Genomic DNA, 25,515 nt, shown 5'->3' on the forward strand with positions numbered 1-25,515 from the left:
CGAAACGCCGATGACCGAGACCCCCAAGATCGAGACGCACACCCATCACACCGATCCCATCTCCCGCGGCCGCGCCACGGCCCGGCAGACCCCGGTCCGCAGCACCTACCGACTCCAGCTGCGCCCGGACACGTTGACCTTCACCGATGCCCGCGCGATCGCGGAATACCTACAGCAGCTGGGGATTTCGCATCTGTACCTGTCGCCGATCCTCACCGCGACGGCCGGATCGACGCACGGCTACGACGTCACCGACCCGACGACGGTCTCGGCGGCCCTGGGCGGCCCGGGCGGACTCAAGGCGCTCGCCGACGAAGTGCGCAGCCGCGGTATGGGTCTGATCGTGGACCTGGTGCCCAACCACCTCGGCGTCGCCGATCCCCGGCAGAACCCGTGGTGGTGGGATGTGCTGCGCAACGGCCGCGAATCGAAGTTCGCGCACTTCTTCGATATCGATTGGAGCGCGGGCAACGGCGCGGGCGGGCGCCTGGCGCTGCCCGTACTGCAGAGCGAGAACGATCCGGCCGCGCTGACCGTCGACCGATCCGGTTCGGAACCGATGCTGGCACTGCACGATCTGCGCTTCCCCATCGCGGCGGGCACCGACGGCGACAACGCGCTGCGCATCCACGACAAACAGCACTACCGGCTGGTCAGTTGGAAGGCCGGACTGTGCACCTACCGACGCTTCTTCGCGGTCAGCAGCCTGGCCGCGATACGTCAGGAGGATCCCGAGGTCTTCGAGATCACCCATCGGGAACTGGCCGCCTGGTGCGAGCACGACCTGATCGATGGCGTCCGGATCGACCATCCGGACGGATTGTCCTATCCCGCCGCGTATCTGGCGAAGCTGCGTCGGCTCATCGGCCCGCACCGGCTACTACTCGTCGAAAAGATCCTCGCCAATCGCGAACCGCTGGACGCCACCCTGCCGGTCGACGGCACCACCGGTTACGACGCCCTGTCCGACTACGGCGGCGTGCTGATCCACCCCGACGGCGAACAGGCGCTGACCGAACTGTCGCGCAAACTCGCCGGACACGGCAGCGATCGCGCCTGGATCGGCGAAACCGAACATCGGATCAAACGCGCGGTGGCGGAGAACATTCTGGCCCCGGAGATCCGCCGGCTGGTCGCGGCGATCAAGCGCGATGCCAGAGCCGAGAGCTTCGACACCATGGCTTTGACCAACGCCACCATCGAGGTGCTGGCCTTCATGCCGGTCTATCGGGTGGATTACGCACCGCTCGCGGGTATGACCGGCGCGGTGGTCGCCGAGGTGGAGAAGCGCAATAGCGAACTGACGGTGCCGCTGAGCATGCTGGTGGCCGCGCTGGCCACCGATGGCGAGGCGGCCGTGCGGTTCAGCCAGGTCTGCGGCGCGATCACCGCCAAGGCCGTCGAGGACACCATGTTCTATCAGGCGGCGCGACTGGTCTCCCTACAGGAGGTGGGTGGCAACCCGGCGCGATTCGGCCACTCGCTCAACGAATTCCACCTCTCCAATAGCGAACGCGCGCAGCGCTGGCCCGCCACCATGACCACGCTGTCCACCCACGACACCAAGCGCGGCGAGGATGTGCGGGCCCGGATCGGGGTGCTGTCCCAGGCCGCAGAGACCTGGGCGCGCGCCGTCGAATCCTGGCAGGACGTCGCCCCTGGCCCCGACGGTGCGACCACGCTGTTCCTATTGCAGAACATGTTCGGTATCTGGCCCGCCGACGGCCGCCCCGCATCCTCGGTGGCCGGACTGCGCGAGCGACTGCATCTGTTCGCGGAGAAGGCCATTCGCGAGGCCGGAGTCCATACCTCCTGGGAGGAACCGGATGCCGAATTCGAGACAAAGGTGCACGCCTGGCTGGACGCGGTGATCGACGGACCCGTCGGCTCCGAAATCGGCGATCTGGTGCACGAACTCGCGCCACACGCCTGGTCGGATTCGCTGTCGCAGAAGCTGCTGCAACTGTGCGGGCCCGGGATCCCCGATATCTATCAGGGCTGCGAGCTGTGGGAGGACTCCCTCGTCGATCCGGACAACCGGCGTCCGGTCGACTTTGCGGCGCGCGCGGGCCTGCTGCAATCGCTCACCGGCACACCGGCATTGGACACCACGGGTGCGGCGAAGATGTGGATAGTCGCCTATGCGCTGTGGCTGCGCCGCGAACGTCCGGACTGCTTCGTCGGCGGCACCTATCTGCCGCTGTTCGCCACCGGCGAGCAGGAGAGCAGACTGGTCGCCTACGCACGCGGCCGGGTCGGTGAGATGCCCGAGGTGGTCGTCGCCGCCACCCGGCACAGCGTAGCGCTGGCCGAAACCGGCTGGGGCGATACCACCTTGGAGCTGCCGCAGGGCAGCTGGACCGACCGGCTGACCGGCCACACCTTCCAGGGCCGGGCCCGATTGGAGAAACTGTTCGCCCGACTGCCCGTGGCGCTACTGGTGCGCTGAGGCCTGCTCCAGCGCGATCGTGGTGACCGGGCCGGTCTTCTCGATCAGCATCTCGGGCACCATCCCGTCGTGCTCGCGCAGCCAGCGCCGCAGATTCACGGGCCGATAGTCGTCGGCGTCGTGCACGGTGGAGGCCAGGCGCACGCTCCGGTCCCCGTTGGTGTAGAGCCGCCGCCAGGAATCCCAATAGAACCGCGGGTTCCTCGGCTGGCGAATGGTGCGCAGCACATTGAGGATTCGGTATCCGATGCTCAGCGAACCGTGCAGCTCCATATGGTTGTCCTCGGCTCGGCAGCGCTCTGCCAGACCCTCCAGCCGCTCTCGGTCGAAGACGAGCCCGACGGCCTCCGCCTCACCCACCATCCAGCGCAGCGTGATGTCGGACAGCCCGCACTGCTGGTAACCGCCACCGATATCGCTGTGCACGCCCTCGAACCACACCTGCTTGACGCGGTCGTAGTCGTGGGAATACTTCACATCCGGCTCGATCGGCACCTCCCAGAGGCACGGTTCGAAATTGCGGCGCCGCTCATCGAGGGCGAGGGCCTGACGCGCGCAGTAGACATTGCGCCCGAGCTTCACATCGTGGAATCGGTGCCGCAGCGAGGTCAGTCCGGGCACGCCGAGCGCGCCGACGGTATCGAAGACCCCGATGAAGTCGATCTTGGCGGGGCCGTCCCAGCAGTTCGCCTTGCGGAAGTCGATCCACTCCTGCGGCTCCTTGGGATCCGGATTCTCCGGTGTCCGCTGCGGCGCGGGTTGATGGTGAATCCGCAAGGCCTCCGGGTACTTTCCGTCGATCATGGCATCCGGTGTCATGATCCCGATGCGGCCGATCAGACCGGCCAGGCTACGTGCGGTGAACGCGCCACGGCTGAAACCGAAGATGTAGATCTCATCGCCCGGTTGCCAGTTCAATGCCAGATGCCAGTACGCCGAGGACAGATTCGCCTCGAGTCCGAGTCCGAATGCGCCGCCCATCAGACGGTCGGCCAGGAAGCCGCGGGCGCCCGGCCCGGAAACATAGCTGACCCACTGCTGGATCGGCTCCCCCGACGGTCCCGGCGCCTCGTACCGGATCGTCTGCGCGATCTTGATGATATTCGATACCGTGCTGCTCGATTCGGCCTTCCAAGTGCCGTCGCAGCAGACCACCAGTCGTTTCATAGGTAAAAATCCTCCGCCCCGAATACCGTCGAAACCTGCGTACTCGACTACCCGAATCATCGACGGCCCAAGCGGGGACGTTAATGAAATCCTTGCTTTTCATTTGAAAGGACGGTGTCGGAGGGGATTTTCGCGAGTATCCTCGCGCGGCTACAACCAGGTGGGGTCGCCGAAGACCGCACCCGAATCGTCGACCTCGGGTGAGAAGGCGTAGACATAGGCGAATTGCCGCAGAGTAACCGGACCGGTGCAGGAATCGACCTTGATGTGGAAGTCCCGGACCACCGTCTGGATGAGCGTGCCGGGGATCATCTCCTTCTCCGCCAACGGAACCTCCGCGATCTCACCCGCGTTGAGGTTCAACGTGACCACCGGGTTCGGGTTGACCAAGATGGGGACGTCCAACCCGCCGCCGTCGCTGATCTCGGTCGCGCCGATCCCGTTCCCGCTGATCTCGTTCCCGCTGATCTCGTTCCCGTTACTCCCGTGCCCGTTGCTCCCGTGCCCATTCCAGTTGGCCCAGTTGGGCACGTTCGGCCTGTTGGGCCCGTTCGGTGTGATCGGCGTGATCGGCACGTTCTGCGTGATGGGCACATTCGGCGCGTTCGGCGCGGTCGGCATGTTCGGCACATTCGGCACGTTCCGGGCGATCGGCGCAATCGGCGTGGTCGACACGTTCGGCGGGATCGGCAGGCTCGGTGGGATCGGCAGGGTCGGCGTGATCGGCACGCTCGGGTGGGTCGGCGTGATCGGCACGCTCGGGTGGGTCGGCGTGATCGGCACGCTCGGGTGGGTCAGCGTGATCGGCACGCTCGGCAGGGTCGGCGTGATCGGCAGGCTCGGCAGGGTCGGCGTGATCGGCAGGCTCGGTAGGGTCGGCGTGATCGGCAGGCTCGGCGTGGTCGGCGTGGTCGGGGTGGTCGTGTCGGTCTGGTTGTTCCAGGGCAGAGGTATAGGGATGATGAGGTCGGGTGTCGCGCCGAGGGTGCCCGTACCGATCGTCACCGCACAGCCGACGTGGTAGCCAACCTTCAGCCTGCCCACTGCCGCCGCATCGACCTGACCGTAGACAGTGGTGGTAACCAGCGCCTCCCGAGTAGTTCCCACCTGATTCAGCGGCGCGATCCGGTTGATGGTCTCGTCCCTACTGCCCACCATGATGTTTCCGCCGATCGGCGAGGCGAAGGTCTTCTCGTGCGGCGCCATCGAGACGACCTCGGCCGGTGCGGACGCCATCGACGACATTGCGGCGATCAAGACGCTGCCGCCCACCAGCGCTATCTCCGTCAACTTCGAGGGCATAACCGCACTGTAGTAGCACACGGCTATGGAAATGGGCTGTGACACGGCTCCACATCCGATCGAACATCGCCGTAGCCAACGGCTACGGTGGGCAGATGCTCCATGGAAGAGAAGCCGAACAAGCACAGATCGATCGGCTTCTCGAGCAGGCACGGGCGGGCCGCAGTGGGGCGCTGGTGCTGCGTGGGGAGCCGGGGATCGGCAAGACGGCGCTCTTGGATTATGCGGCGGCGCAGGGGATCACCTCGGTGCGCAGTGCCGGGATCGAGTCCGAGGCGGAGTTGCCGTTCGCGGGGCTGCATCTGCTGATCAAGCCGGGGATGGCGCTGGTCGACGGGCTGCCCGCACCGCAGCGCGATGCGCTGCGCGGGGCCTTCGGGCTGGCGCACCATGATCCGGCGGATCGGATGCTGATCGGGTTGGCGGTGTTATCCCTGCTGGCCGAGGAGGAGGGGCCGCTGCTGTGTCTGATCGATGACGCGCATTGGCTGGATCGGGCGACGGCGGACACGCTGCTGTTCGTGGCGCGGCGCCTCGATGCCGAGGGGGTGGTGATCATTTTCGCGACGCGGACCGGCGACCAGGATTTTCCCGCACCCGGACTGCCCGAACTCGTGCTGACCGGTTTGCCGCAGGAGTCGGCCGCCGCACTGGTGGACAGCCGCGCTCCGGAGCTGTCACCCGCCATGCGCTATCGGCTGCTCGCCGAGGCGGGCGGTAATCCACTTGCGCTGCAAGAGCTGCCCGCCGTATTGGCCGCCGAGGCAACGGGATCGGGCCATACGAGCGGGCCGAATCCGCTGCCGTTGACACAGCGACTCCAGGTCGCCTTCCACGGCCAAGTGACCAGACTCCCCGCCACCACCCGGACATTGCTGCTGGTGGCCGCCGCCGCGGGCACCGACGATCTGACCACGGTGCTGCGCGCCGCCGACGGACTCGGCGCACGGCTGCCGGACCTGCAACCCGCCGCCGATGCCGGACTCGTCCACAGCGACGGACAGACCATGCGGTTCCGTCATCCGCTGCTGCGCTCGGCCGTCTACCAGGGTGCGGCACTGACCCAACGCCTCACCGCCCACGCCGCCCTGGCCGCCGCACTGACCGAACCCGAGAACGCCGACCTGCGCGCCTGGCATCTGGCCTCGGCAGCGACCGGACCGGACGAAACCACCGCCGCCGCCCTCGAGGACACCGCCGATCGCGCCCGCCGCCGCAGCGGCTACTCCGGCGCCGTCGCCGCCTACGAGCGCGCGGCGGGTTTGAGCACCGATGCGGCGGCCCGCGTCCGCCGATTGGTTTCGGCCGCCGAAACCGCCGGCGAGGCCGGACAATTGGACCGCGCCAGCCGCTTGGCCGAACGCGCGGCCACCCAGACCACCGACCCACTGCTCTGCGCCCGACTGGACCTGGTCCGGGCCACTGCGGAATTCGGTGCGGGCAAACCACTTTCGGCACATCGGCTGCTACTGACCGGGGGGCCGCATCGCCGCGACCGAGGGCCTGCGGATCGCCCAGGACATCGGACAGCGGCACTGGATCAGCCAGATGTCGAGCTATCTGGCCTATCTGGCCGCCATCGAAGGTCGCGAACAGGACTGCCGAGAATTGGTCGACCGAGCACTCGCCGAAGAACTCGGCGGCGCCACCGCGCCCGGCGCACCATGGACGCTGGCGGCGCTCGGCGTACTCGATCTCGGCCAGGGCAAGGTGGACAGCGCACTCTCGCGACTGGAACTGCTCACCGTGGAACCCGCCCGCCACCACGTGATCGGTCTGCGCGCCCTGCCCGACCTGATCGAGGCGGCGGTGCGGCTCGGCAGCCCCGAGCGCGCTGGTGACGCGCTGCAGCGACTGAAGAACTGGGCCAAGGCGTCGCAACAAGAGTGGATTGCCGCCCTGGTCCAGCGGTGTATGGCATTGGTAGCGCCGGAAGCCAAGGCGGAGAAGCACTTTCAAGCCGCGCTCGAGCAGGGCGGTCGCCCCTTCGAACAGGCGAGAACCCAATTGCTTTTCGGCGAATGGCTACGCCGCAGCCGCCGAAAGACCGAGGCGCGCAACCAACTCCAACCCGCCCTGGAAACCTTCGACCGCCTCGACGCCACCCCCTGGGCCGCGCGCACCCGCACCGAACTCGCCGCCCTCGGCGTCGGCACCGCCACCCGCCCGACCACCGGCGTCCTGGCCCGCCTGACCCCGCAGGAACTCCAGATCGTCCGCCTCGCCGCCCAGGGCATGTCCAACCGAGATATCGCCGCCCAACTCTTCCTGAGCCCCCGCACCATAGGCCACCACCTCTACAAGGCCTACCCCAAACTAGGCGTCCTCTCCCGCACCGAACTCACCAACCTCCCCCTACACACCGCCTAATGGCCACCCCGGGGCACCAACCCACTGGACAGCGGACGACCATGATCGGTCTGGGACGTCTGATGTACGCACGAGATTGCTCCCCACGCCCCCCACGCCCACCCGGACCCCTGAACCCCCGGCACCTCGAACGCTCAGTGCCCGCGCTCACCCCGGTCTCGCGCTCCAACCTGCCCAATGACCCAGCGGCCAGCACCGACCGCGGCCGCGGCCAGCACCGCAACCTGGAGCGATCCCGTGATCAGGGCGAGTACGAGGCAGACGACCAAGCCGAGGGCGAGTGCCTCGAGCTTGTACATCGGCCACGCGCTGCCCGCGATTTCCACCGCCGGGGGGCGGGTCGAGGGGTGAACCACTGCCATAGCGTCAGGCTACACGGATGCGGAAGTTCGGGCGACCTAACATTGGGTCGGGAACACCGCCGCGCCCGGCGGTGTTGTCGGTGTCATGCCATTGACAGGTGAATACGCACCGAGCACCTCCGACTGGGCTCGTGAGCAGGCCGAACAGATCGAGAACTCCGGCGGCGCCGAGGGCACGACGTTGCAGGGCACGCCCGTCATCGTGCTGACCAGCAGGGGCGCGAAGACCGGCCTGCTGCGCAAGACCGCACTGATGCGGGTCGAGCACGACGGCGAGTACGCGATCGTCGCCTCGCTGGGCGGCGCGCCGAAGCATCCCGTCTGGTACTGGAACATCAAGGCCGAGCCGCATGTCGAGCTGCGCGACGGGGCCGTGAACAAGGACTACACCGCACGCGAGGTCTTCGGCGAGGAGAAGGCGCTGTGGTGGGAGCGGGCGGTCGAGGTCTGGCCCGATTACGCGAACTATCAGACCAAGACGACCCGCGAAATCCCGGTTTTCGTCCTGACGCCTCGGTAGATCCGACCCGGCTAGCGGCCGGGAAACCGACCGTTTGCCCTCCTCAGACGCCCACCCGCCGCGTCCGGCCGACGCGGCGGGTGGCAGCATGTTTCGGGTGTCCAATCCGCTGGAACTCCTCGACGACCAGTCCACTTCTCGTCCCACGCTGAGCGCGGACGAGATCGACGCCGCCGCCAAGCGAATTGCCGACATTATCGAGCCGACCCCGCTGCAGCACAGCCCACGGCTTTCCGCGCTGACCGGCGCGCAGGTCTACCTCAAGCGCGAGGACCTGACGGCCGTGCGTTCCTATAAGCTGCGCGGCGCCTACAACCTGATCGTCCAGCTCACCGAGTCCGAGCGGGCCGCGGGCGTGGTCGCGGCCAGTGCGGGCAATCACGCCCAGGGCGTGGCCTTCGCCTGCAATGCGATGGGTATCAAGGGCCGTATCTACGTGCCGACCACCACACCGAAGCAGAAGCGCGACCGCATCCGGGTGCACGGCGGCGATTACGTCGAACTGATCGCGGTTGGGGAAACCTATGACGCCGCCGCGGCGGCCGCCGCCGAGGATGTCGAGCGCACCGGCGCCACCATAGTGCCGCCGTTCGACGATCCGCGCACCGCGGCCGGACAGGGCACCATCGCCCCGGAGATCCTGGAGCAGCTCGGCGGCCGAACCCCCGATCTGGTGGTGATCCCGGTCGGCGGTGGCGGCTGTCTGGCGGGCATTGGCACCTATCTGCGCGAACGCTCGCCCAGCACCCGCATCCTCGGCGCCGAACCGGCGGGCGCGGCCTCGATGACCGCCGCACTGGTCGCGGGCGGCCCGGTGACGCTGCCGGAGATCGATCCATTCGTCGACGGCGCCGCGGTGCGCCGGGTCGGCCAGCTGCCCTATACGGCGATTTCCGCATTCGGCGGCCGGGTGGTCTCGCACGGGTCGCTGCCCCTGCTGACCGCGACCGAATCACCAAGGGGTGCTGGCGCTTTCCAGATGATGCACATCGACGAGGGCGCAATCTGCACGACGATGCTCGAGCTCTACCAGAACGAGGGCATCATCGCCGAACCCGCGGGCGCACTGTCGGTGGCGGCGCTGGCCGAAATCGAGGTCGAGCCGGGTTCCACGGTGGTGTGCCTGGTCTCCGGCGGCAATAACGATGTGTCGCGCTACGGCGAGATCATCGAGCGCTCGCTGGTCCATCGCGGCCTGAAACACTATTTCCTGGTGGACTTTCCGCAGGAGCCGGGCGCATTGCGGCGGTTCCTCAATGAGGTGCTCGGTCCCGATGACGACATCACCCTGTTCGAGTACGTCAAGCGCAATAACCGGGAGACCGGTGCCGCACTGGTCGGCATCGAACTCGGCGCACCGGACGGACTCGGCCCCTTGTTGGAGCGGATGGACGATTCGCCGATCCAGTGCGAACGTCTCGAGCCGGATTCCCCGGCCTACCGCTACCTCACCTGAGCAACCACCAGCAGCACGAATACGAACCGGCCGCATGGACATTGGTCCCCGCGGCCGGTTTTGCATTCCCCGACTACGCTGCCTTGGGCGTCTCCACCACGGCGGCGGCCCGCCGGGTCGTGCGCAGGCCCGCCATGACCATCGGCAACAGCCATGCGGCCGAGGCCTGATCGAAACTCAGCTGCCCCACCGAAAGTCGGTTGTGCACGAACCCGACCGACAGCCCGAGGCGCGGCTCGGCCCAGCCGAAGGAGCCACCTAGGCCGATATGGCCGAAGCCGCCGCGCGCGCCGGGCATCGGCAGCGAGTGGTAACCCAGATGCCAGAGCATCGGCGCGTAGAACAGTGTGTGGTCGAGACGGAAGGTCCGAATCCGGCTCAGCTCCTTGATGGTTCGCGATGACAGGTACTGCACACCGTCGGCCACACCGCCATTGGCCAGCGCGCCGTACATGGTGGCCAGGGCGGGGGCGGTACACACACCGTTGCCCGCACCGAGTTCGGTTTCGAGGATGGGCGGCAGCTCACCCTCCAGAATGGCCTCCAGCCCGGGCAGGAACAGACACCGGGCGGCCGCGCCGAGCGCACCGGGCAGACCATAGCTGCGGCCCAAAACCTTTGTGCTGATCGGCTTTCCGATCAGACTCAGCTGGGTGCCCGCCAGCGGCGCATAGGTCGTCGTCGCGTGCGCGGGCGGCTTGCCGAGGTGGATGCCGTCGATGCCGAGCGGATCGGCGACCTCGGTGCGGAACAACTCGCCCATCCCGTGGCCGGTGACGGCGCGGGCCAGTCCGGCGAGCAGCCAGCCGAAGGTGAGCGCGTGATAGGCCGGAGTGCCGAGCAGGTGGTCGGGTTTCGCGGCGGCGAGGCGTTCCTCCATCAGCTGGTGGTCGAGCACGTCCTCGAGTCCGGCGGCGATCGGGTTGAGACCACCGAGTCCGGCACTGTGGGTCAGCACCTGACGAATGGTGATGTCGCCCTTGCCGTTCTGGCCGAACTCCGGCCAGTACTCGGCCATCGGGGCCGCGTAGTCGAGCAGACCGCGATCGGCCAGTCGATGGATGACCGTGGCGGTGACACCCTTGGTCGCGGAGAAGACGATCGACCCGGTGTCCTGGGTCCAGGGCCTATCCCCCGCACTGCCGGTCCAGATGTCGACCAGCGGCTCGCCGCGCAGATGCACGGCCAGTGCGCCGCCCGCCCCCCTGCGGTGCCCGAAGACCTTCGCGAATGCGCGTGCCAATGGTGCGAATTCGGCGGTGGCGCTGCCACCGACCCCATCGGGGAGATTCGCTAGGTCCCCGGGTGCAGCCACGTTGCTCATATACCAACGGTAATGGCGCCGAACGGCCTCGGCAATGATCCTGTCTCGGACAGTTATATTCAGCGATTTTCCGGTAATCGCACTGTGGGCACGGGGTTTCGCTATCCGGTCTCGAGTATCACGAACGAGTGGCCCGGAATCTCCGTCGCGGCAATGCCTTCGGTCGCAGGCTCCCACGACAACAGGGAATAGCCGGCAATGGGCACGGTGACCTGGTCTTCGGCGAGATTGCACAGCAAGGTCAACGGGCCGCGGCGGACCGCGATCCAGCGGGCTTTCTCGTCATAGTCGACGGATACGCGGGTCAGCCATGGGTCGGCGATCTCGGCTCGTTCGCGCCGCAAACCGATCAGTTTTCGATAGCAGGAAACTAGCCGAGCATGCCGATCCCGTGCCAACTCGGACCAATCGAGCTTCGAACGCAGGAACGTTTCGGGGTCCTGCGGGTCCGGTACATCGTCGGTGTCCCAGCCATGTTCGGCGAATTCGGCCTTGCGCCCGCTCGCGGTGGCCGCCCCGAGCACCGGATCGGTGTGCGAGGTGAAGTACTGGAACGGAGTGCGCGCGCCCCATTCCTCTCCCATGAACAGCATGGGCGTGTACGCCGAGAACAGCACCAGGGCGGCCTTGATCGCAAGCTGGCCGTCGGTGAGATAGGCGCTCGGGCGGTCCCCGAGCGCCCGGTTGCCGATCTGATCGTGGGTGCAGGTGTAGGCCAATAGCGCACTCGCCGGGACGAGCCGGGTATCGATGGGGCGGCCGTGGATTCGGCCGCGAAAACTGGAATACGTTCCAGCGTGGAAGAAGCCGTGCGTCAATGTGTGTGCCAGACAGCGCAGCGTGCCGAAATCGGCATAGTAGCCCTGGCGTTCGCCCGAGACCGCCGTATGCACGGCGTGGTGCAGGTCGTCGTTCCACTGGGCGGTCAGCCCATAGCCGCCCGCCGCACGGGGGGTGATGAGTCGCGGATCATTGAGGTCGCTCTCCGCGATCAGCGACAGCGGCCTGCGCACGTGTGCGGCAAGGCATTCGGTCTCGGTGGCCAGCTCGGCCAGTATGTGGGTCGCGGTGCGGTCGACCAGCGCGTGCACCGCATCCAGCCGCAGTGCGTCGATGTGGAAGTCGCGCAGCCAGCGCAGTGCGTTATCGATAATGAAGCGGCGCACCGGACCCGAGGCCGGTCCATCCAGATTGAGACTCTGCCCCCAGGTGTTGCGGCCCTCGGTCAGATAGGGCGCAAAGCGGGGCAGGTAGTTACCGGACGGGCCGAGATGGTTGTAGACGACATCGAGTGCGACCGCCAAACCCCTTGTGTGACAGGCATTCACGAAACGCTGCAACCCATCCGGGCCGCCATAGGGCTCGTGCACCGCATACCAGAGCACGCCGTCGTAGCCCCAGTTGTGGATGCCGTCGAAGGCATTGACCGGCATCAGCTCGACCATGGTGACACCGAGTTCGACGAGGTGGTCGAGGCGTTCGATGGCGGCGTCGAAGGTGCCATCGGGGGTGAAGGTGCCCAGATGCAGTTCGTAGACGATCGCACCCGCCAGCGGGCGGCCGGTCCAGCCCGCATCGGTCCACCCGGCCGGATCGAGAGTGTGCACCGCCGAGCGGCCGTGCACGCCGTCGGGCTGTCTGGCCGAGCGCGGATCCGGCAGGACGGTCGGATCGTCGTCGAGCAGGTAGCCGTAGCGCGCGCCGGACCCGGCGGGGATCTCGGCCCGCCACCAGCCGTCGGCGGACCTCGTCATCGGATGCACACTGCCGTCGACCTCGACCCGCACCCGTTCCGGTCGCGGCGCCCACACCTCGAACAAGGTCACCGAGCCAGCATCGCATGCCGCCCGCCGTGCGGCCCACTGACATCGGCCGCACAGCTGACCATTGCCCGCGCCGCGACCCCCTGACACAGTGAAGGAGTGGGAATCTACAGCGATCAGGTCGTACCGCGCCTGGTGAATCGGGCCTGCGGAGCCAGGTTCAACAATCCGCAGCGCAAGCGCGCGTGCGCCGGACTGCACGGGCGCGTGATGGAGATCGGCTTCGGTTCCGGGCTGAATATCCCGTTCTATCCGGCAAGCGTCGAGTCGGTCAGCGCGGTCGAACCCGCTGACCTCGGGTGGCAACTGGCGGGCAAGCGGCTCGCGAAGGCCACGGTGCCGGTCGAACGCGCCGGACTCGACGGCCAATCGTTGCCGTTTGCCAATAAGAGCTTCGACTCCGTCCTCTCCACCTGGACGATGTGCACGATTCCGGATATTGCGGCCGCGCTGGCCGAGGTGCGCCGGGTGCTCGTCCCCGGCGGAACCCTGCATTTCGTCGAACACGGGCTGGCCCCGAATCTGAGCGTCCAGGTGTGGCAGCACCGGCTGAATCCGATCCAGAAGGCCATTGCGGGCGGCTGCAATCTCGACCGGAATATCCGCGGCCTGGTCGAGGATGCCGGATTCGAGATCCGCGACCTCGACGAGTTCTACGCCGACGGACCCAAGTTCATCGCCGCACTCTCGTTGGGTGTCGCGGTCTCGCCGTAGCCCAACCGCGTCTCCCCCGATGCAGTGGCGGGAGCCTCGAGCACGACCGCGCTCTCCGCCGGCGCACTATTGGTCACCTTCACCTACCTCGGCGCGCTGCTGGCCCGCACGACCGGCATCGCGGAGGGCCGAAATCAGCGCCCGAACACGAACCGCCGCAACATCTCTCGATGACGAATGCCCGGACCCTGCACGCGGGTCCGGGCATTCGGCCATGGCAGGTGTGCGCTAACCCGCGAGGCAGCCGGGGCCGAGCAGGGCCTTGAGGTCGCCCATCAACGCCGAGGACGGCGAAACGCGCAGGCTGTCAGCCAATTTCCACAGCGACGTATTGTCGCGGGCGCCCACATGGCGGATGTGGACGTCGGCGGTGCCCGGATGTCTGGACAGGATGCGCTTGAGTTCGCCGATCTTGTCGGGTGTGCACAGGCGCGTCGGCATGACCACCGCGAGCGGCTTGGCCACACCGATCGAGGACAGGTCGGGGACGGCGAGATCGTTGGCAATCAATGAGATTCGATCGTCACGCACCGACACCCTGGCCTTCACCAGGACGACCGCATCCTCCACCACATCCGCGCCGTAGACCGAATAGGCCTGCGGGAAGAACAACACCTCGATGCCACCGGTCAGATCCTCGATCTGCGCCGAAGCCCAGGCCAGGCCGTTCTTATTGATGCGGCGGTTGACCGAGGCGAGGATGCCGCCGATGGTCACCTGGGCGCCGTCCTTGATATCGCCCTCGAGAATGGTCGGAATCGGCGTATCCGCCTGTGCCGCGAGAACATGTTCGACGCCGTTGAGTGGATGTCCCGACACATACAGGCCGAGCATTTCGCGCTCGAGCGCCAGCTTGTGCTTGGTCTCCCACTCATCGTCGGGCACCTTGACATTGAAGACCGAGGCCACCGAATCGTCGCCGTCGTCCAGCCCGCCGAACAGGTCGAACTGGCCGATCGCCTCGGCCTTCTTGGTGGACATCACCGCATCGATGGCATCGGAGTGGATCAGCAGCAGACCCTTGCGCGGATGGCCGAGCGAATCGAATCCGCCTGCCTTGATGAGGGATTCGGTGACCTTCTTGGTGCAGGCAATGGCGTCGATCTTGTTCAGATAGTCGGAGAAGTCGGTGAACTTCGACTTGTCCTTGCGCGCCTGGAGGATCGAGGTGACGACGTTTGCGCCGACATTGCGCACCGCGCCGAGACCGAACCGGATGTCCTTGCCCACCGAGGCGAAGTTCAGCTCGGATTCATTGACATCCGGCGGCAGCACGGTGATGCCGAGGCGGCGGCAATCGGACAGATAGACCGCGGCCTTGTCCTTATCGTCACCGACGGAGGTGAGCAGGGCCGCCATATATTCGGCGGGATAGTTCGCCTTGAGATAGGCGGTCCAGTAGGAGATCAGGCCGTAGGCGGCGGCGTGCGACTTGTTGAACGCGTAACCGGCGAACGGCAGGATGGTGTCCCACAGCGCCTTGATCGCGGGCTTGGAGAAGCCGCTCGCCTGCATGCCCGCCTCGAAGCCCTCGAACTCCGCGGCCAGCACCTCGGCCTTCTTCTTACCCATCGCGCGGCGCAGAATATCGGCTCGGCCGAGCGAGTATCCGGCCACCTTCTGCGCGACGTGCATGATCTGCTCTTGGTAGACGATCAGACCGTAGGTCTCGCCGAGAATGTCCTTGAGCGGCTCCTCCAGCTCCGGATGGATCGGCTTGACCTCTTGCCGGTCGTTCTTGCGGTCGGCGTAGTCGTTGTGCGCGTTCATGCCCATCGGACCGGGGCGGTACAGCGCGCCGACGGCGACGATGTCCTCGAACGCGGTCGGCTGCATGCGGCGCAGCAGATCGCGCATGGGTCCACCATCGAGCTGGAATACGCCGAGAGTGTCACCGCGCGAAAGCAATTCGTAGGTCCGCTGATCGTCCAGCGGCAACCGGTCCATATCCAGATCGATGCCGCGGTTGGCCTGGATGTTCTCCAGCGCGTCACCGATCACCGTCAGGTTGCGCAGACCGAGGAAGTCCATCTTGAGCAGGCCGATGGCCTCACATGACGGATAGTCCCAGCCGGTGATCAGCGCACCATCCTGGGGCCGCTTCCACACCGGGATGGCGTCGGTGAGCGGATCGCAGGACATGATGACCGCGCAGGCGTGCACACCCGCGTTGCGGATCAGCCCCTCGAGGCCGCGCGCGGTCTCGTAGATCTTCGCGACATCCGGATTGCTGCCGATGAGTTCGCGGACCTCGGCGGCCTCCTTGTACCGCTCGTGCTCCGGATCGGTGATGCCGGAGACCGAGATGTCCTTGGCCATGATCGGCGGCGGCAGCGCCTTGGTGATCTGGTCGGCAATGGCGAAACCGGGCTGGCCGAACAGCACTCGCGCCGAGTCCTTGATGGCGGCCTTGGTCTTGATGGTGCCGAAGGTGATGACCTGGGCGACCCGGTCGGTGCCCCACTTCTCACTTGCGTAGCGGACCATCTCACCGCGACGGCGATCGTCGAAGTCGATATCGATATCGGGCATCGAGACGCGCTCCGGATTGAGGAAGCGCTCGAAGAGCAGACCGTGCGGAATCGGGTCGATATTGGTGATGCCCAGCGCGTAGGCGACCAGCGAACCGGCCGCGGAACCACGGCCGGGACCGACGCGGATGCCGACGTCGCGGGCGTGGTTGATCAGGTCGCCGACGACGAGGAAGTAGGCCGGGAAGCCCATCTCCAGGATGACGCCGATCTCGTACTGGGCCCGGTCCAGATATTCCTGGGGCGCGCCGTCCGGGAAACGGCGCTGCAGCCCGAGGTCGACCTCGCGACGCAGCCAGCTGGCCTGGTCGTGGCCCTCCGGCACCGGGAAGATCGGCATCCGGTCGCGGTGCTGCCACACCTCGTCGTAGGACTGCACCCGCTCGGCGATCAGGAGGGTCGAATCGCAGGCGCCGGGCACCTCCACATCCCAGATCGCCCGCATCTCCTCCGCCGACTTCAGGTAGTAGCCGTCCCCGTCGAACTTGAAACGCGTTGGGTCGCTGAGGGTTTTACCGGTCTGGATGCACAACAGCGCCTCGTGGTTGGTCGAGGCGTCCTTGGTGACGTAGTGGCAGTCGTTGGTGGCCAGCGGCCGGATCCCGAGCTTTTTGCCGATCTCGAGCAGCCCCTCACGGACCCGGCGCTCGATGGACAGGCCGTGGTCCATGATCTCCAGGAAGAAATTGTCCGGCCCGAAGATCTCCTGCCATTTGGCCGCCGCCTCCAGGGCCTCGCGGTCGTGGCCGAGGCGCAGGCGGGTCTGCACCTCACCCGATGGGCAGCCGGTGGTGGCGATGATGCCCGCGGCGTGCTCGGCGATGATCTCCTCGTCCATGCGCGCCCACTTGCCGAGCTGGCCCTCCAGCGAGGCGAGCGAGGACAGCTTGAACAGGTTGTGCAGGCCGGTCGCGTTCTCCGCGACCATGGTCATGTGCGTGTACGCACCGGAACCGGAGACGTCGTCGCCCTTCTGGCTCGGATCACCCCACTGCACGCGCTTGGTGTCGAACCGGGAACCCGGTGCGATGTAGGCCTCGATCCCGATGATCGGCTTGATATCGGCCTTTTTGGCGGAGTTGTAGAACTCCGAGGCGCCGTACATATTGCCGTGGTCGGTCATGCCGACCGCGTTCATTCCCAGCCGTTTTGCCTCGGCGAAGAGCGGAGAGATTTTGGCCGCACCATCGAGCATGGAGTACTCGGTGTGATTGTGCAGGTGAACGAACGATCCGGACGAGGCGGCCAAGACGGTCCTTCCTCCCAAGGTCTCGACGGGGGTTGGTGTAGCGATTCTAGGGGTCCCCACCGACGAGTTCGGACCTGCCGCGCCGGGCTCACGCAGGTGCCCGGCGTGTCGGTGGCGAAGATCACCGGCGCGTCTGGCGACCCACTATTACGGCTGTCCGATTTCCGCGACAGTGGGGTGATCCGCGGATCGCTCGACACTACGCGAGCCCGCGATCATGTGCGCTTGCGCCAGACGAATTTCAAACCGGACCAATCGTTGTCGAGCGCGGCCACCTTCACATCGACGACGCCGATGGGGAGCAGCAACTCGCGCAGATCGTTCTCGGCGATATCGCTGACGTGCCCGCCCGCCTTGCGCGGCCAAGCGATCCACAGCATCGCGCCCGGTGTCAGTCGAGCGGCGAGTTGCGGTGCCTCGTCCGCCAGGTCGGCATGTTCGCGATAGAACGCCAGGACGATATCCGCGCCCTCCGGATCGCCGGCGGCGATCGCGACATCCGGCGGCAGATCGGGAATCCGCCAGCGCGCTGGCGCATGACACAAAACCACCCGGTGACCTGGTTTGATGCCGATCTTCTCGGCCAGAGGAGTCCCGGAGTAGCCCGCCGTCACGGGAAGACTGTATCGGGCACCCGAAGTGCCGCATGGCGGATCTACGATCTGCGCTGTTGACCCCGCATTCGATGGGGTCGCGACGATAATCGGGCGATGAGCTGGCAGCGGCAGACGCGTTCGATGGGTCCACGATGACGACCGCCGTTATCGCGGTCGTTGCCGGTGCGGTGTTGATCGTCGGCGCGCTGCTGGTCTGGTCGCGAACCAGGCGGATGGTGACCACTCCGGCCGAACGGGCGGTATATACCGCGCTGCACACTGCGTCGCTGGCCGCGCGGCCGTTGCGGCAGGGGTTGACCGATCGGTCCGCCCAGGAGGCCGCACCGCATCTGCGAGCGCTCACCGGGGCCGATGCGCTGGGGGTGGCCGATGCCGACGGCACGCTGCTGGCCTGGGACGGGCCGCATTCGGATCTGGCCGAACCCTTCGCCGACGCGGCCCGGCGGGCGGTGGCGACCGAGCGGCCGGTGCTGGTTTCGGGGCCCGGTCGGGGCGAACATGCCGGGCGCACGCTGATCGCGCAGCCACTGCTCATCGAAAATGCCGGGGTCGCTGGGGCTTTGGGGGCATTGGGGGTGGTGACCACCGGGAAGCCGGAGCCGGGACGGCTCGGCACGGTCGCGGAGGTGGCGCGATACGCCTGCGGACAGCTGGAATTGGCGGAGCTGGACGCATCGCGGGCCCGGCTCGACCGGGCCGAGGTACGGGCGCTGCGGGCACAGATCAGCCCGCACTTCATCTACAACGCGCTCAATACCGTCGCGTCCTTTGTGCGAACCGATCCGGACCGGGCGCGCGAGCTGATCCTGGAGTTCGCCGACTTCACCCGGTATTCCTTCCGCGCCGCTGGCGAGTTCACGGTCCTGTCCGACGAACTGCGCAATATCGAGCGCTATCTGGCACTGGAGCGCGCCCGGTTCGGTGACGCGCTGGAGGTGCGGTTGCAGATCGCGCCCGAGGTGCTCGGTGTCGTGCTGCCGTTCCTCGCGCTGCAACCGTTGGTGGAGAACGCCGTTCGACACGGTTTGGCCGGCGCGGCGCGCGGCGGCACCGTGACCATTGTCGCGGCCGATGCGGGCACCGATTGCGTGATCAGCGTCGAGGACGACGGGATCGGGATGGATCCGGACGTGCTGCGCTCCGGCGCGCTCGACGCCATCGAAACCGGTACCGGACCAGCGGGTTCCGGCGAATCCGCACATGTGGGTCTGGCCAATGTCGACGACCGCCTGCGCGCCGCCTTCGGCAATGACTACGGCCTCATCGTGGAGACCGCCCCCGGCGCGGGCACCAAGGTCAGCCTCCGCGTCCCGAAATTCCGCGCGGGTATCCAGGCCTGAGCGCCTGGCCCGGCTGTGCCGCCGATGCCATCCTGGCCGATTTCACCTGGTGCGGATATCCGATCCGGGGGCGCGGATGCGGCATTTACCATGGAACGACTGTGACCCGGACCACCGACCAGTCCGCCGCCGCATTGCGTGTGCTCGCCGTGGACGACGAGAAGCCAGCTCTGGACGAGCTGGTCTATTTGCTGCGCGCGCAACCAGGCGTCGGGGAGATACACAGCGCAAATGACGCGACCAGTGCGCTGCGGCTGATGCGGGTCCATCCGATCGATGCGGTATTCCTCGATATCAATATGCCCGGGCTGGACGGGATGGAGTTGGCGGGGATCCTGTCGGAGTTCGCCAATCCGCCTGCCGTGGTCTTCGTGACCGCGCACGATGACCGGGCGATCTCGGCATTCGATCTCGGTGCGGTGGACTATCTGCTGAAACCGCTGCGCGAGGCGCGGCTGGCCGAGGCGGTGCGCCGGATCGCGGGGTCGCGCGGTGCCGCACCGGCCGTCGCGCAACCGCAGGCCGATCCCAGCGAGGTCATTCCGGTGGAGTTGGGCGGGGTCACCACATTGGTGCACCGGTCCAGCGTGAGCTGGGTGGAGGCGGATGGTGACTACGCCAGGCTGCATACCAACGCGGGCTCACATCTGGTGCGGATTCCGTTGTCGGCCTTGGAATCCCGCTGGGAGAACGCCGGGTTCCTGCGGGTGCACCGGTCGTATCTGGTGGCGCTGCGGCTGGTGACCGGGCTGCGCACGGTGGGCAATGCGACGGTGGTCCGGCTGCGGGCCGATGGCCGGGCCGGGGCGGTGGAACTGCCGGTCAGCCGTCGGCAGGTGCGCGAACTGAAGCAGCGCCTGGTGCACGGGCCGCGCCAGCAGTGGACGAATCCGTGACCGCACCGCAGCAGCGCCCGACCCGCCAGCGCGTTGTGCTCGCCGAACGCCGCGGCGCACGCCGCGTGCGGACCCGCACGGAGGTGGTCGAGCAGACCGAGATCGGTGCGGCGCTGATCGGTGGGCTGATCCGGGCCCAGCTGGGGCTGGCTTTGCGGGTCGGGTTGGTCATGGTCCTCGTCCTGTGTTCGCTCCCGGTGCTTTTCCGGCTCGGCTCGACCGGATCGTTCGTCCTGCTCGGGGTGCGGCTGCCGTGGCTGCTGCTCGGCGTCGCGGTGTATCCGGTGCTGTACGGCGTCGGGCGGCTCTACGTCCGACTGGCCGAACGCAATGAGCAGGACTTCCTGGAATTGGCCGAGGACTGAATCGATGTTCCGCGCCGCACCACCGCTCGCCCGCCTCCGCTCCGCCGGGCATCCACGCACTACGACGAGTCGGATGGACCGGAACTCGGTCCGCAGCGACGAAGGGAGCCGCGTCGCATCCCCGCTCGCTCACCCTCGCTCGGCCGGGTTTCCGGGCACTGCGACGAGTAAGACGGACAGGAGCTCGGCCGACACCGACAGAAGCGGTCATGCCGCATCACGTCCCACCGCCGCGCATCGGTGCTGCCGACCGGATGCCAGACCGCGCGGCACCGATCGGGGCAGGCCGTGAACACCCCGACCGCCCCGGCACTCACGGTGCTCGCCTTGCTCTTCGCGGCATTGGCTACGGTCGCGATCGGCGTCTACGGTGTCCGGCTGGCGCGCACCACCTCTGATTTCCTGGTCGCCTCGCGCAGCGTCGGACCGCGCTGGAATGCCGCGGCGATCTCCGGTGAATACCTCTCGGCCGCTTCATTTCTCGGCGTCGCCGGACTGATCGCAAAGTACGGTGCGGACGCACTGTGGTATCCGGTCGGGTTCACCGCGGGATATCTCGGGCTGCTGCTGTTCGTCGCGGCTCCGCTGCGGCGGTCCGGGGCGTATACCGTGCCGGACTTCGCGGAGTTCCGGCTCGGATCGCTGCGGTTGCGCAGGCTGGCGGCGGTCGTGGTGGTGCTGGTCTGCGGGGTGTATCTCATTCCGCAGTTCCAGGGCGCGGGACTGACATTGCACATTCTGCTGAACGTGCCGAAATGGGTCGGCGCGGTGGCGGTCGGCGCGATCATCATCGCCAATGTGGCTGGCGGCGGCATGCGGTCGATCACGCTGGTGCAGGCATTCCAGTACTGGTTGAAGCTGACCGCGGTGGCGATTCCGGCGCTGGTGCTGCTCGGCCACTTCCTGGCCGAGGATCGCGAACTCGGCACCCCGGCGCCCCCGGTGGTCACCGAGCGCACCACGGTGGATGTCAGCACCGGCGTGGTGGTTCGCGTCGATGCGCCTCAACAGGTTTCGATCACCGGCACGCTCGACGGACGCGCGGTGGACGGTCCGGTGCTGCTGACCCCGGGTGGACACGAACTGGCGGCGGGCACCGAACTGACCCTGGAGCCGGGCTCCGCCGTGCCGGTGGTGGCCGGAGCACCGACCGATGGCGCGGCCTGGCTGGCACCCGGTGGCGGATTCGGCGGCGCGCATCCCACCTACCAGGTCTATTCGCTGATCATCGCCACATTTCTCGGCACCATGGGACTTCCACATGTGCTGGTGCGCTTCTATACGAATCCGGATGGCCGGGCGGCGCGCACCACCGCGCTCGCGGTGATCGGTCTGGTCGGACTGTTCTACCTGTTCCCCATTCTGCTCGGAGTTTTCGCACGGCTGTATGTGCCGCAGCTGCTGATCACCGGCACCTCCGATGCCGCGGTGGTGCTGCTGCCCGGTTCCGTGCTCGCGGGCCTGCCGGGGCAACTGCTGGCGGCACTGGTGGCCGCGGGTGCGATCGCGGCATTCCTGTCCACCTCCTCCGGACTGCTCGTCAGCATTGCAGGCGTGCTCAGCACCGATATGCTGCGCGGGCGGATTCGCGATTTCCGGGCCGCCGCGCTGTTCGCCGGTGCTGTGCCACTCGGCCTTTCGCTTACCGTGGTATCGCTGGATCTGTCCCGCACTGTCGCCCTTGCCTTCTCGGTGGCCGCCTCGACGCTGTGTCCGCTGCTGGTGCTCGGCATCTGGTGGCGCGGCCTGACGGCGAAGGGCGCGGCGACCGGACTGATCGTCGGCGGGTTGGCCGCGGGCGGGGCGACCGCGGTATCGGTGACCGGCGGCATTTCCGATGGGCTCGCAAACGGCTGGCTCGCCGCGATACTCGGCTATCCCGCGGCGATCAGCGTGCCACTCGCATTCGCGGCGATGATGCTGGTCAGCAAGCTGACGCCGGGGCAGAGCGCCCGCCGGATCGGGCGCATCTTCGTCCGCATGCACGCCCCCGAGCGGCTCGGCATGGGCGCCGACCGGGAGCGGGTGCTGCGGTCGAGCTGACCGCCGACCGTTCGTCGCGGCCAGCCGACCGTTCACCGCACAATCGGGCGCCTTCGCGGAGTGACCCACGCCACATCATGATTCGCTCACGAAGGTCCCCTTATGGTCGGCGGGTAGTAAGCCACGTCACAAGGTAGGACCCGAGATGACCAGTACCGATATCGATGACGTCGCACCGCGACGGACACCGAGCGCCGAGGATTTCGCCGCCGTGCAATCGAGTCCCCAATTCCAGGAACTGCGAAGTCGGTTGCGCCGCTTCGTCTTTCCAATGACAGCGCTGTTCCTGGTCTGGTACCTGAGCTACGTGCTGCTCGGCGCCTACGCGCACGATTTCATGGCCACCAAGGTCATCGGCACCATCAATCTCGGCCTGCTGCTCGGCCTCGGTCAGTTCGTATCGACGTTCGTGATCACCTGGCTCTACGTCCGGTTCGCCAATAAGGAACTGGATCCGCGCGCCGCGTCGATCCGCAACTACCTCGAGGGAGGCCAGGCGTGAGCCAGCAGTATCTTGCCGCCGCCGCAACGGTCGGCAATCCCGCCGCGAATATCGCCATTTTCGGCCTCTTCGTGGCCATCACGATGGTCGTGGTGATCCGCGCCAGCCGCAATAACCGCACCGCCGCCGATTACTTCACTGGTGGCCGCGGCTTCTCCGGACCGCAGAACGGCATCGCCATCGCGGGCGACTACCTTTCCGCCGCAAGCTTTCTCGGCATTGCGGGCGCCATCGCGGTGTACGGCTACGACGGATTCCTGTACTCCATCGGATTCCTGGTCGCATGGTTGGTCGCATTGCTGCTGGTCGCCGAAATGCTCAGGAACACCGGCAAATTCACGATGGCCGATGTGCTGAGCTTCCGCCTCAAGGAAGGTCCGGTCCGCACCGCCGCCGCGCTGACCACGCTGGCTGTCTCGCTGTTCTATCTGCTGGCGCAGATGGCGGGCGCCGGCGGTCTGGTCGCGCTGCTGCTCGATATCTCCGACAAGACCGGACAGAGCATCGTGATCGCCGTGGTCGGCGTGCTCATGATCGTCTACGTGCTGGTCGGCGGCATGAAGGGGACCACTTGGGTGCAGATCATCAAGGCGGTGCTGCTGATCACCGGTGCGGCGCTGATGACCGTGCTGGTATTCGCCAAATTCGGCTTCAACTTCTCCGATATCCTCGGCTCGGCCCAGGATGCGGTGCACGGATCCAAGTCCAAGGGCGTGGCCGCCCGTGACGTGCTCGCCCCCGGCGCCCAGTACGGCGGCAGCGCGACCTCCAAGCTGAACTTCGTATCCCTCGGCTTGGCCCTGGTGCTCGGCACGGCGGGTCTGCCGCATGTGCTGATGCGCTTCTACACCGTGCCGACCGCGAAAGAGGCACGCCGCTCGGTGGTTTGGGCGATCGGCCTGATCGGCGCGTTCTACCTGTTCACCCTGGTGCTCGGCTATGGCGCGGCCGCCATTGTCGGACCGGACCGCATCCTCGCCTCGGCGGGCGGGCAGAATTCGGCGGCGCCGCTGCTGGCCTTCGAACTCGGCGGCGTGATCCTGCTCGGCATCATCTCGGCGGTTGCCTTCGCCACCATCCTGGCGGTCGTCGCGGGTCTGACCATTACCGCGTCGGCGTCATTCGCGCACGATATCTACGCCAGCGTGCTCAAGAAGGGCAATGTCGACGAGCACAAGCAGGTCAAGGTTTCGCGGATCACCGCGGTCGTCATCGGTGCGCTGGCCATCGGTCTCGGCATCCTGGCCAATGGCCAGAACATCGCATTCCTGGTGGCGCTGGCCTTCGCGGTCGCGGCGGCGGCGAATCTGCCGACCATCCTGTTTTCGCTGTTCTGGAAGCGGTTCAACACCACGGGAGCGCTGTTCAGCATGTACGGCGGCCTGATCTCGACCATTGTGCTGATCGTGTTCTCCCCGGCGGTATCCGGGACGAAGACCTCGATGATCCCGGGTTCGGACTTCGACTGGTTCCCGCTGTCGAACCCCGGAATCGTGTCCATCCCATTGGCCTTCGTGCTCGGCGTGGTCGGCACCTTCCTCGGCGGGCGTAAGCCGGAGGATCCGGCGAAGCAGGCCGAGATGGAGGTGCGCTCGCTGACCGGTGTCGGCGCGGAAAAGGCGGTCGTGCACTGAACATCCGACCGAGCCTGCCGCCCTTGTTGTTTCGCTAGGAGAGATCGACGTTGACCCGTGCAACCACCGACCGTGACACGACCACCGACACTGTCTACCCGCCGGATCCGGCATTCGCCGCGAACGCGAACGCTTCGCGTGCGCTGTATGACCTAGCCGCCGAACGGGTGGAATTCTGGGCCGAGCAGGCTCGGCGGTTGCACTGGGATCAGCCATGGACCCAGGTCCTGGACTGGAGTGACGCACCGGTCGCGAAGTGGTTCGTCGACGGCAAGCTCAACGTCGCCTACAACTGCGTGGACCGCCATGTGCTCGACGGGCACGGCGATCAGGTCGCCATCCACTGGGAGGGCGAACCGGGCGACTCCCGCGATATCACCTACGCCGAGCTACTGGCCGAGGTGTCCCGGGCCGCCAACTACCTCACCGAACTCGGACTCGAGCCAGGCGATCGGGTCGCCATCTATATGCCGATGGTCCCCGAGGCAATCGTATCGATGCTGGCCTGTGCGCGACTGGGCCTCACCCATTCGGTGGTATTCGCCGGCTTCTCCCCCACCGCCCTGCGCCAACGCGTCGATGACGCGAGCGCCCGGCTCATCATCACCACCGACGGACAGTGGCGGCGCGGAAAGGCCGCACCACTGAAGGAAGCCGTCGACGAGGCGCTCTACGCCCACGGCGATGTGCCGCCCCGCCCGAGCGGTCAGGGCCCGCAGGAGGAAGCCCGCGTAACCACGGAGGGCCCCAGCTCGGGCGAAAATGGACACAGCGTCGAGCATGTACTGGTGGTGCGGCGCACCGATATCGAGGTGCCCTGGACCGAGGGCCGCGATCTGTGGTGGCACGAG

21 protein-coding genes are annotated in these 25,515 nt (G+C 66.9%); 14 read left to right on the plus strand and 7 right to left on the minus strand.

The features are described 5' to 3' along the window. Window positions 1-10 precede the first annotated feature (10 nt). Complete coding sequence (treY, locus tag ACWEO2_RS37735) at window positions 11-2,449, plus strand: malto-oligosyltrehalose synthase (protein ID WP_452409744.1); 2,439 nt, start codon at window positions 11-13, stop codon at window positions 2,447-2,449. Here treY and ACWEO2_RS37740 read toward each other — a convergent pair. Beyond that, on the minus strand, window positions 2,435-3,616 hold the full coding sequence (locus ACWEO2_RS37740) for a DUF2235 domain-containing protein (RefSeq protein WP_452409745.1): 1,182 nt from the start codon (window positions 3,614-3,616) through the stop codon (window positions 2,435-2,437). The two genes, treY and ACWEO2_RS37740, sit on opposite strands and share 15 nt — an antisense overlap. A 150-nt stretch (window positions 3,617-3,766) precedes the next feature. After that, the gene (locus ACWEO2_RS37745; RefSeq protein ID WP_452409746.1) at window positions 3,767-4,918 is read right to left on the minus strand and encodes an MspA family porin; all 1,152 of its coding nucleotides are present in this window, start codon (window positions 4,916-4,918) and stop codon (window positions 3,767-3,769) included. Window positions 4,919-5,013: 95 nt separating this feature from the next. Here ACWEO2_RS37745 and ACWEO2_RS37750 point away from each other — a divergent pair, with 95 nt between their 5' ends. After that, window positions 5,014-6,759, plus strand: a complete 1,746-nt coding sequence (locus ACWEO2_RS37750) for an AAA family ATPase (protein WP_452409747.1) — start codon at window positions 5,014-5,016, stop codon at window positions 6,757-6,759. Further along, window positions 6,665-7,288 carry a helix-turn-helix transcriptional regulator gene (locus ACWEO2_RS37755; protein ID WP_452409748.1) on the plus strand — a complete coding sequence of 208 codons (624 nt, stop codon included), beginning with the start codon at window positions 6,665-6,667 and terminating at the stop codon, window positions 7,286-7,288. Before ACWEO2_RS37750 ends, ACWEO2_RS37755 begins: the two co-directional genes overlap by 95 nt. 134 nt (window positions 7,289-7,422) lie before the next feature. Here ACWEO2_RS37755 and ACWEO2_RS37760 read toward each other — a convergent pair whose 3' ends face one another. Then, window positions 7,423-7,650 (minus strand): hypothetical protein, encoded by a 228-nt coding sequence (locus ACWEO2_RS37760; RefSeq protein ID WP_354961576.1) that lies wholly within the window; start codon window positions 7,648-7,650, stop codon window positions 7,423-7,425. 85 nt (window positions 7,651-7,735) lie between these two features. Between ACWEO2_RS37760 and ACWEO2_RS37765 the strand changes: the two genes are divergently transcribed. Continuing rightward, entirely contained in the window at window positions 7,736-8,170 is a 435-nt protein-coding gene (locus ACWEO2_RS37765) for a nitroreductase family deazaflavin-dependent oxidoreductase (protein ID WP_355188427.1), read from the plus strand. Window positions 8,171-8,258: 88 nt separating this feature from the next. Next, the gene (ilvA, locus tag ACWEO2_RS37770) at window positions 8,259-9,626 is read left to right on the plus strand and encodes a threonine ammonia-lyase IlvA (RefSeq protein ID WP_452409763.1); all 1,368 of its coding nucleotides are present in this window, start codon (window positions 8,259-8,261) and stop codon (window positions 9,624-9,626) included. Window positions 9,627-9,699: 73 nt separating this feature from the next. On the opposite strand, the gene ACWEO2_RS37775 is transcribed toward ilvA, so the two are convergent. Beyond that, window positions 9,700-10,950 carry a serine hydrolase domain-containing protein gene (locus tag ACWEO2_RS37775; RefSeq protein ID WP_452409749.1) on the minus strand — a complete coding sequence of 417 codons (1,251 nt, stop codon included), beginning with the start codon at window positions 10,948-10,950 and terminating at the stop codon, window positions 9,700-9,702. Window positions 10,951-11,051: 101 nt separating this feature from the next. Next, window positions 11,052-12,776: a malto-oligosyltrehalose trehalohydrolase gene (gene treZ, locus ACWEO2_RS37780; protein WP_452409750.1), complete on the minus strand. Its 1,725-nt coding sequence runs from the start codon at window positions 12,774-12,776 to the stop codon at window positions 11,052-11,054. Window positions 12,777-12,872: 96 nt separating this feature from the next. Here treZ and ACWEO2_RS37785 point away from each other — a divergent pair, with 96 nt between their 5' ends. Continuing rightward, window positions 12,873-13,487, plus strand: a complete 615-nt coding sequence (locus ACWEO2_RS37785; RefSeq protein WP_452409751.1) for a class I SAM-dependent methyltransferase — start codon at window positions 12,873-12,875, stop codon at window positions 13,485-13,487. Window positions 13,488-13,511: 24 nt separating this feature from the next. Further along, window positions 13,512-13,661 carry a hypothetical protein gene (locus tag ACWEO2_RS37790; protein ID WP_452409752.1) on the plus strand — a complete coding sequence of 50 codons (150 nt, stop codon included), beginning with the start codon at window positions 13,512-13,514 and terminating at the stop codon, window positions 13,659-13,661. A gap of 54 nt (window positions 13,662-13,715) precedes the next feature. Here ACWEO2_RS37790 and dnaE read toward each other — a convergent pair whose 3' ends face one another. Both dnaE and ACWEO2_RS37800 read right to left on the minus strand, forming a co-directional pair. Then, window positions 13,716-17,267 (minus strand): DNA polymerase III subunit alpha, encoded by a 3,552-nt coding sequence (gene dnaE, locus ACWEO2_RS37795; protein WP_452409753.1) that lies wholly within the window; start codon window positions 17,265-17,267, stop codon window positions 13,716-13,718. 215 nt (window positions 17,268-17,482) lie between these two features. Then, window positions 17,483-17,881 (minus strand): DUF3052 domain-containing protein, encoded by a 399-nt coding sequence (locus tag ACWEO2_RS37800; RefSeq protein ID WP_452409754.1) that lies wholly within the window; start codon window positions 17,879-17,881, stop codon window positions 17,483-17,485. A gap of 134 nt (window positions 17,882-18,015) precedes the next feature. On the opposite strand from ACWEO2_RS37800, the gene ACWEO2_RS37805 reads away from it, so the two are divergent. From ACWEO2_RS37805 to ACWEO2_RS37835, 7 genes are all read left to right on the plus strand, one after another. Continuing rightward, window positions 18,016-19,224: a histidine kinase gene (locus ACWEO2_RS37805; protein WP_452409755.1), complete on the plus strand. Its 1,209-nt coding sequence runs from the start codon at window positions 18,016-18,018 to the stop codon at window positions 19,222-19,224. Window positions 19,225-19,325: 101 nt separating this feature from the next. Next, entirely contained in the window at window positions 19,326-20,120 is a 795-nt protein-coding gene (locus tag ACWEO2_RS37810; RefSeq protein WP_452409756.1) for a LytR/AlgR family response regulator transcription factor, read from the plus strand. Next, a complete protein-coding gene (locus ACWEO2_RS37815) occupies window positions 20,117-20,485 on the plus strand; it encodes a hypothetical protein (RefSeq protein WP_452409757.1) in 369 nt (122 codons plus the stop codon). Before ACWEO2_RS37810 ends, ACWEO2_RS37815 begins: the two co-directional genes overlap by 4 nt. Before the next feature lie 288 nt (window positions 20,486-20,773). After that, window positions 20,774-22,528 (plus strand): sodium/solute symporter, encoded by a 1,755-nt coding sequence (locus ACWEO2_RS37820; protein WP_452409758.1) that lies wholly within the window; start codon window positions 20,774-20,776, stop codon window positions 22,526-22,528. 145 nt (window positions 22,529-22,673) lie between these two features. Continuing rightward, complete coding sequence (locus ACWEO2_RS37825; RefSeq protein WP_354961662.1) at window positions 22,674-23,030, plus strand: DUF485 domain-containing protein; 357 nt, start codon at window positions 22,674-22,676, stop codon at window positions 23,028-23,030. Continuing rightward, entirely contained in the window at window positions 23,027-24,664 is a 1,638-nt protein-coding gene (locus tag ACWEO2_RS37830) for a solute symporter family protein (protein WP_452409759.1), read from the plus strand. Before ACWEO2_RS37825 ends, ACWEO2_RS37830 begins: the two co-directional genes overlap by 4 nt. Before the next feature lie 50 nt (window positions 24,665-24,714). Continuing rightward, window positions 24,715-25,515, plus strand: an 801-nt coding sequence (locus ACWEO2_RS37835; RefSeq protein ID WP_452409760.1) for an AMP-binding protein, incomplete at its 3' end; no start/stop codon positions are given.

The organism is Nocardia sp. NPDC004278 (genome assembly GCF_053602975.1).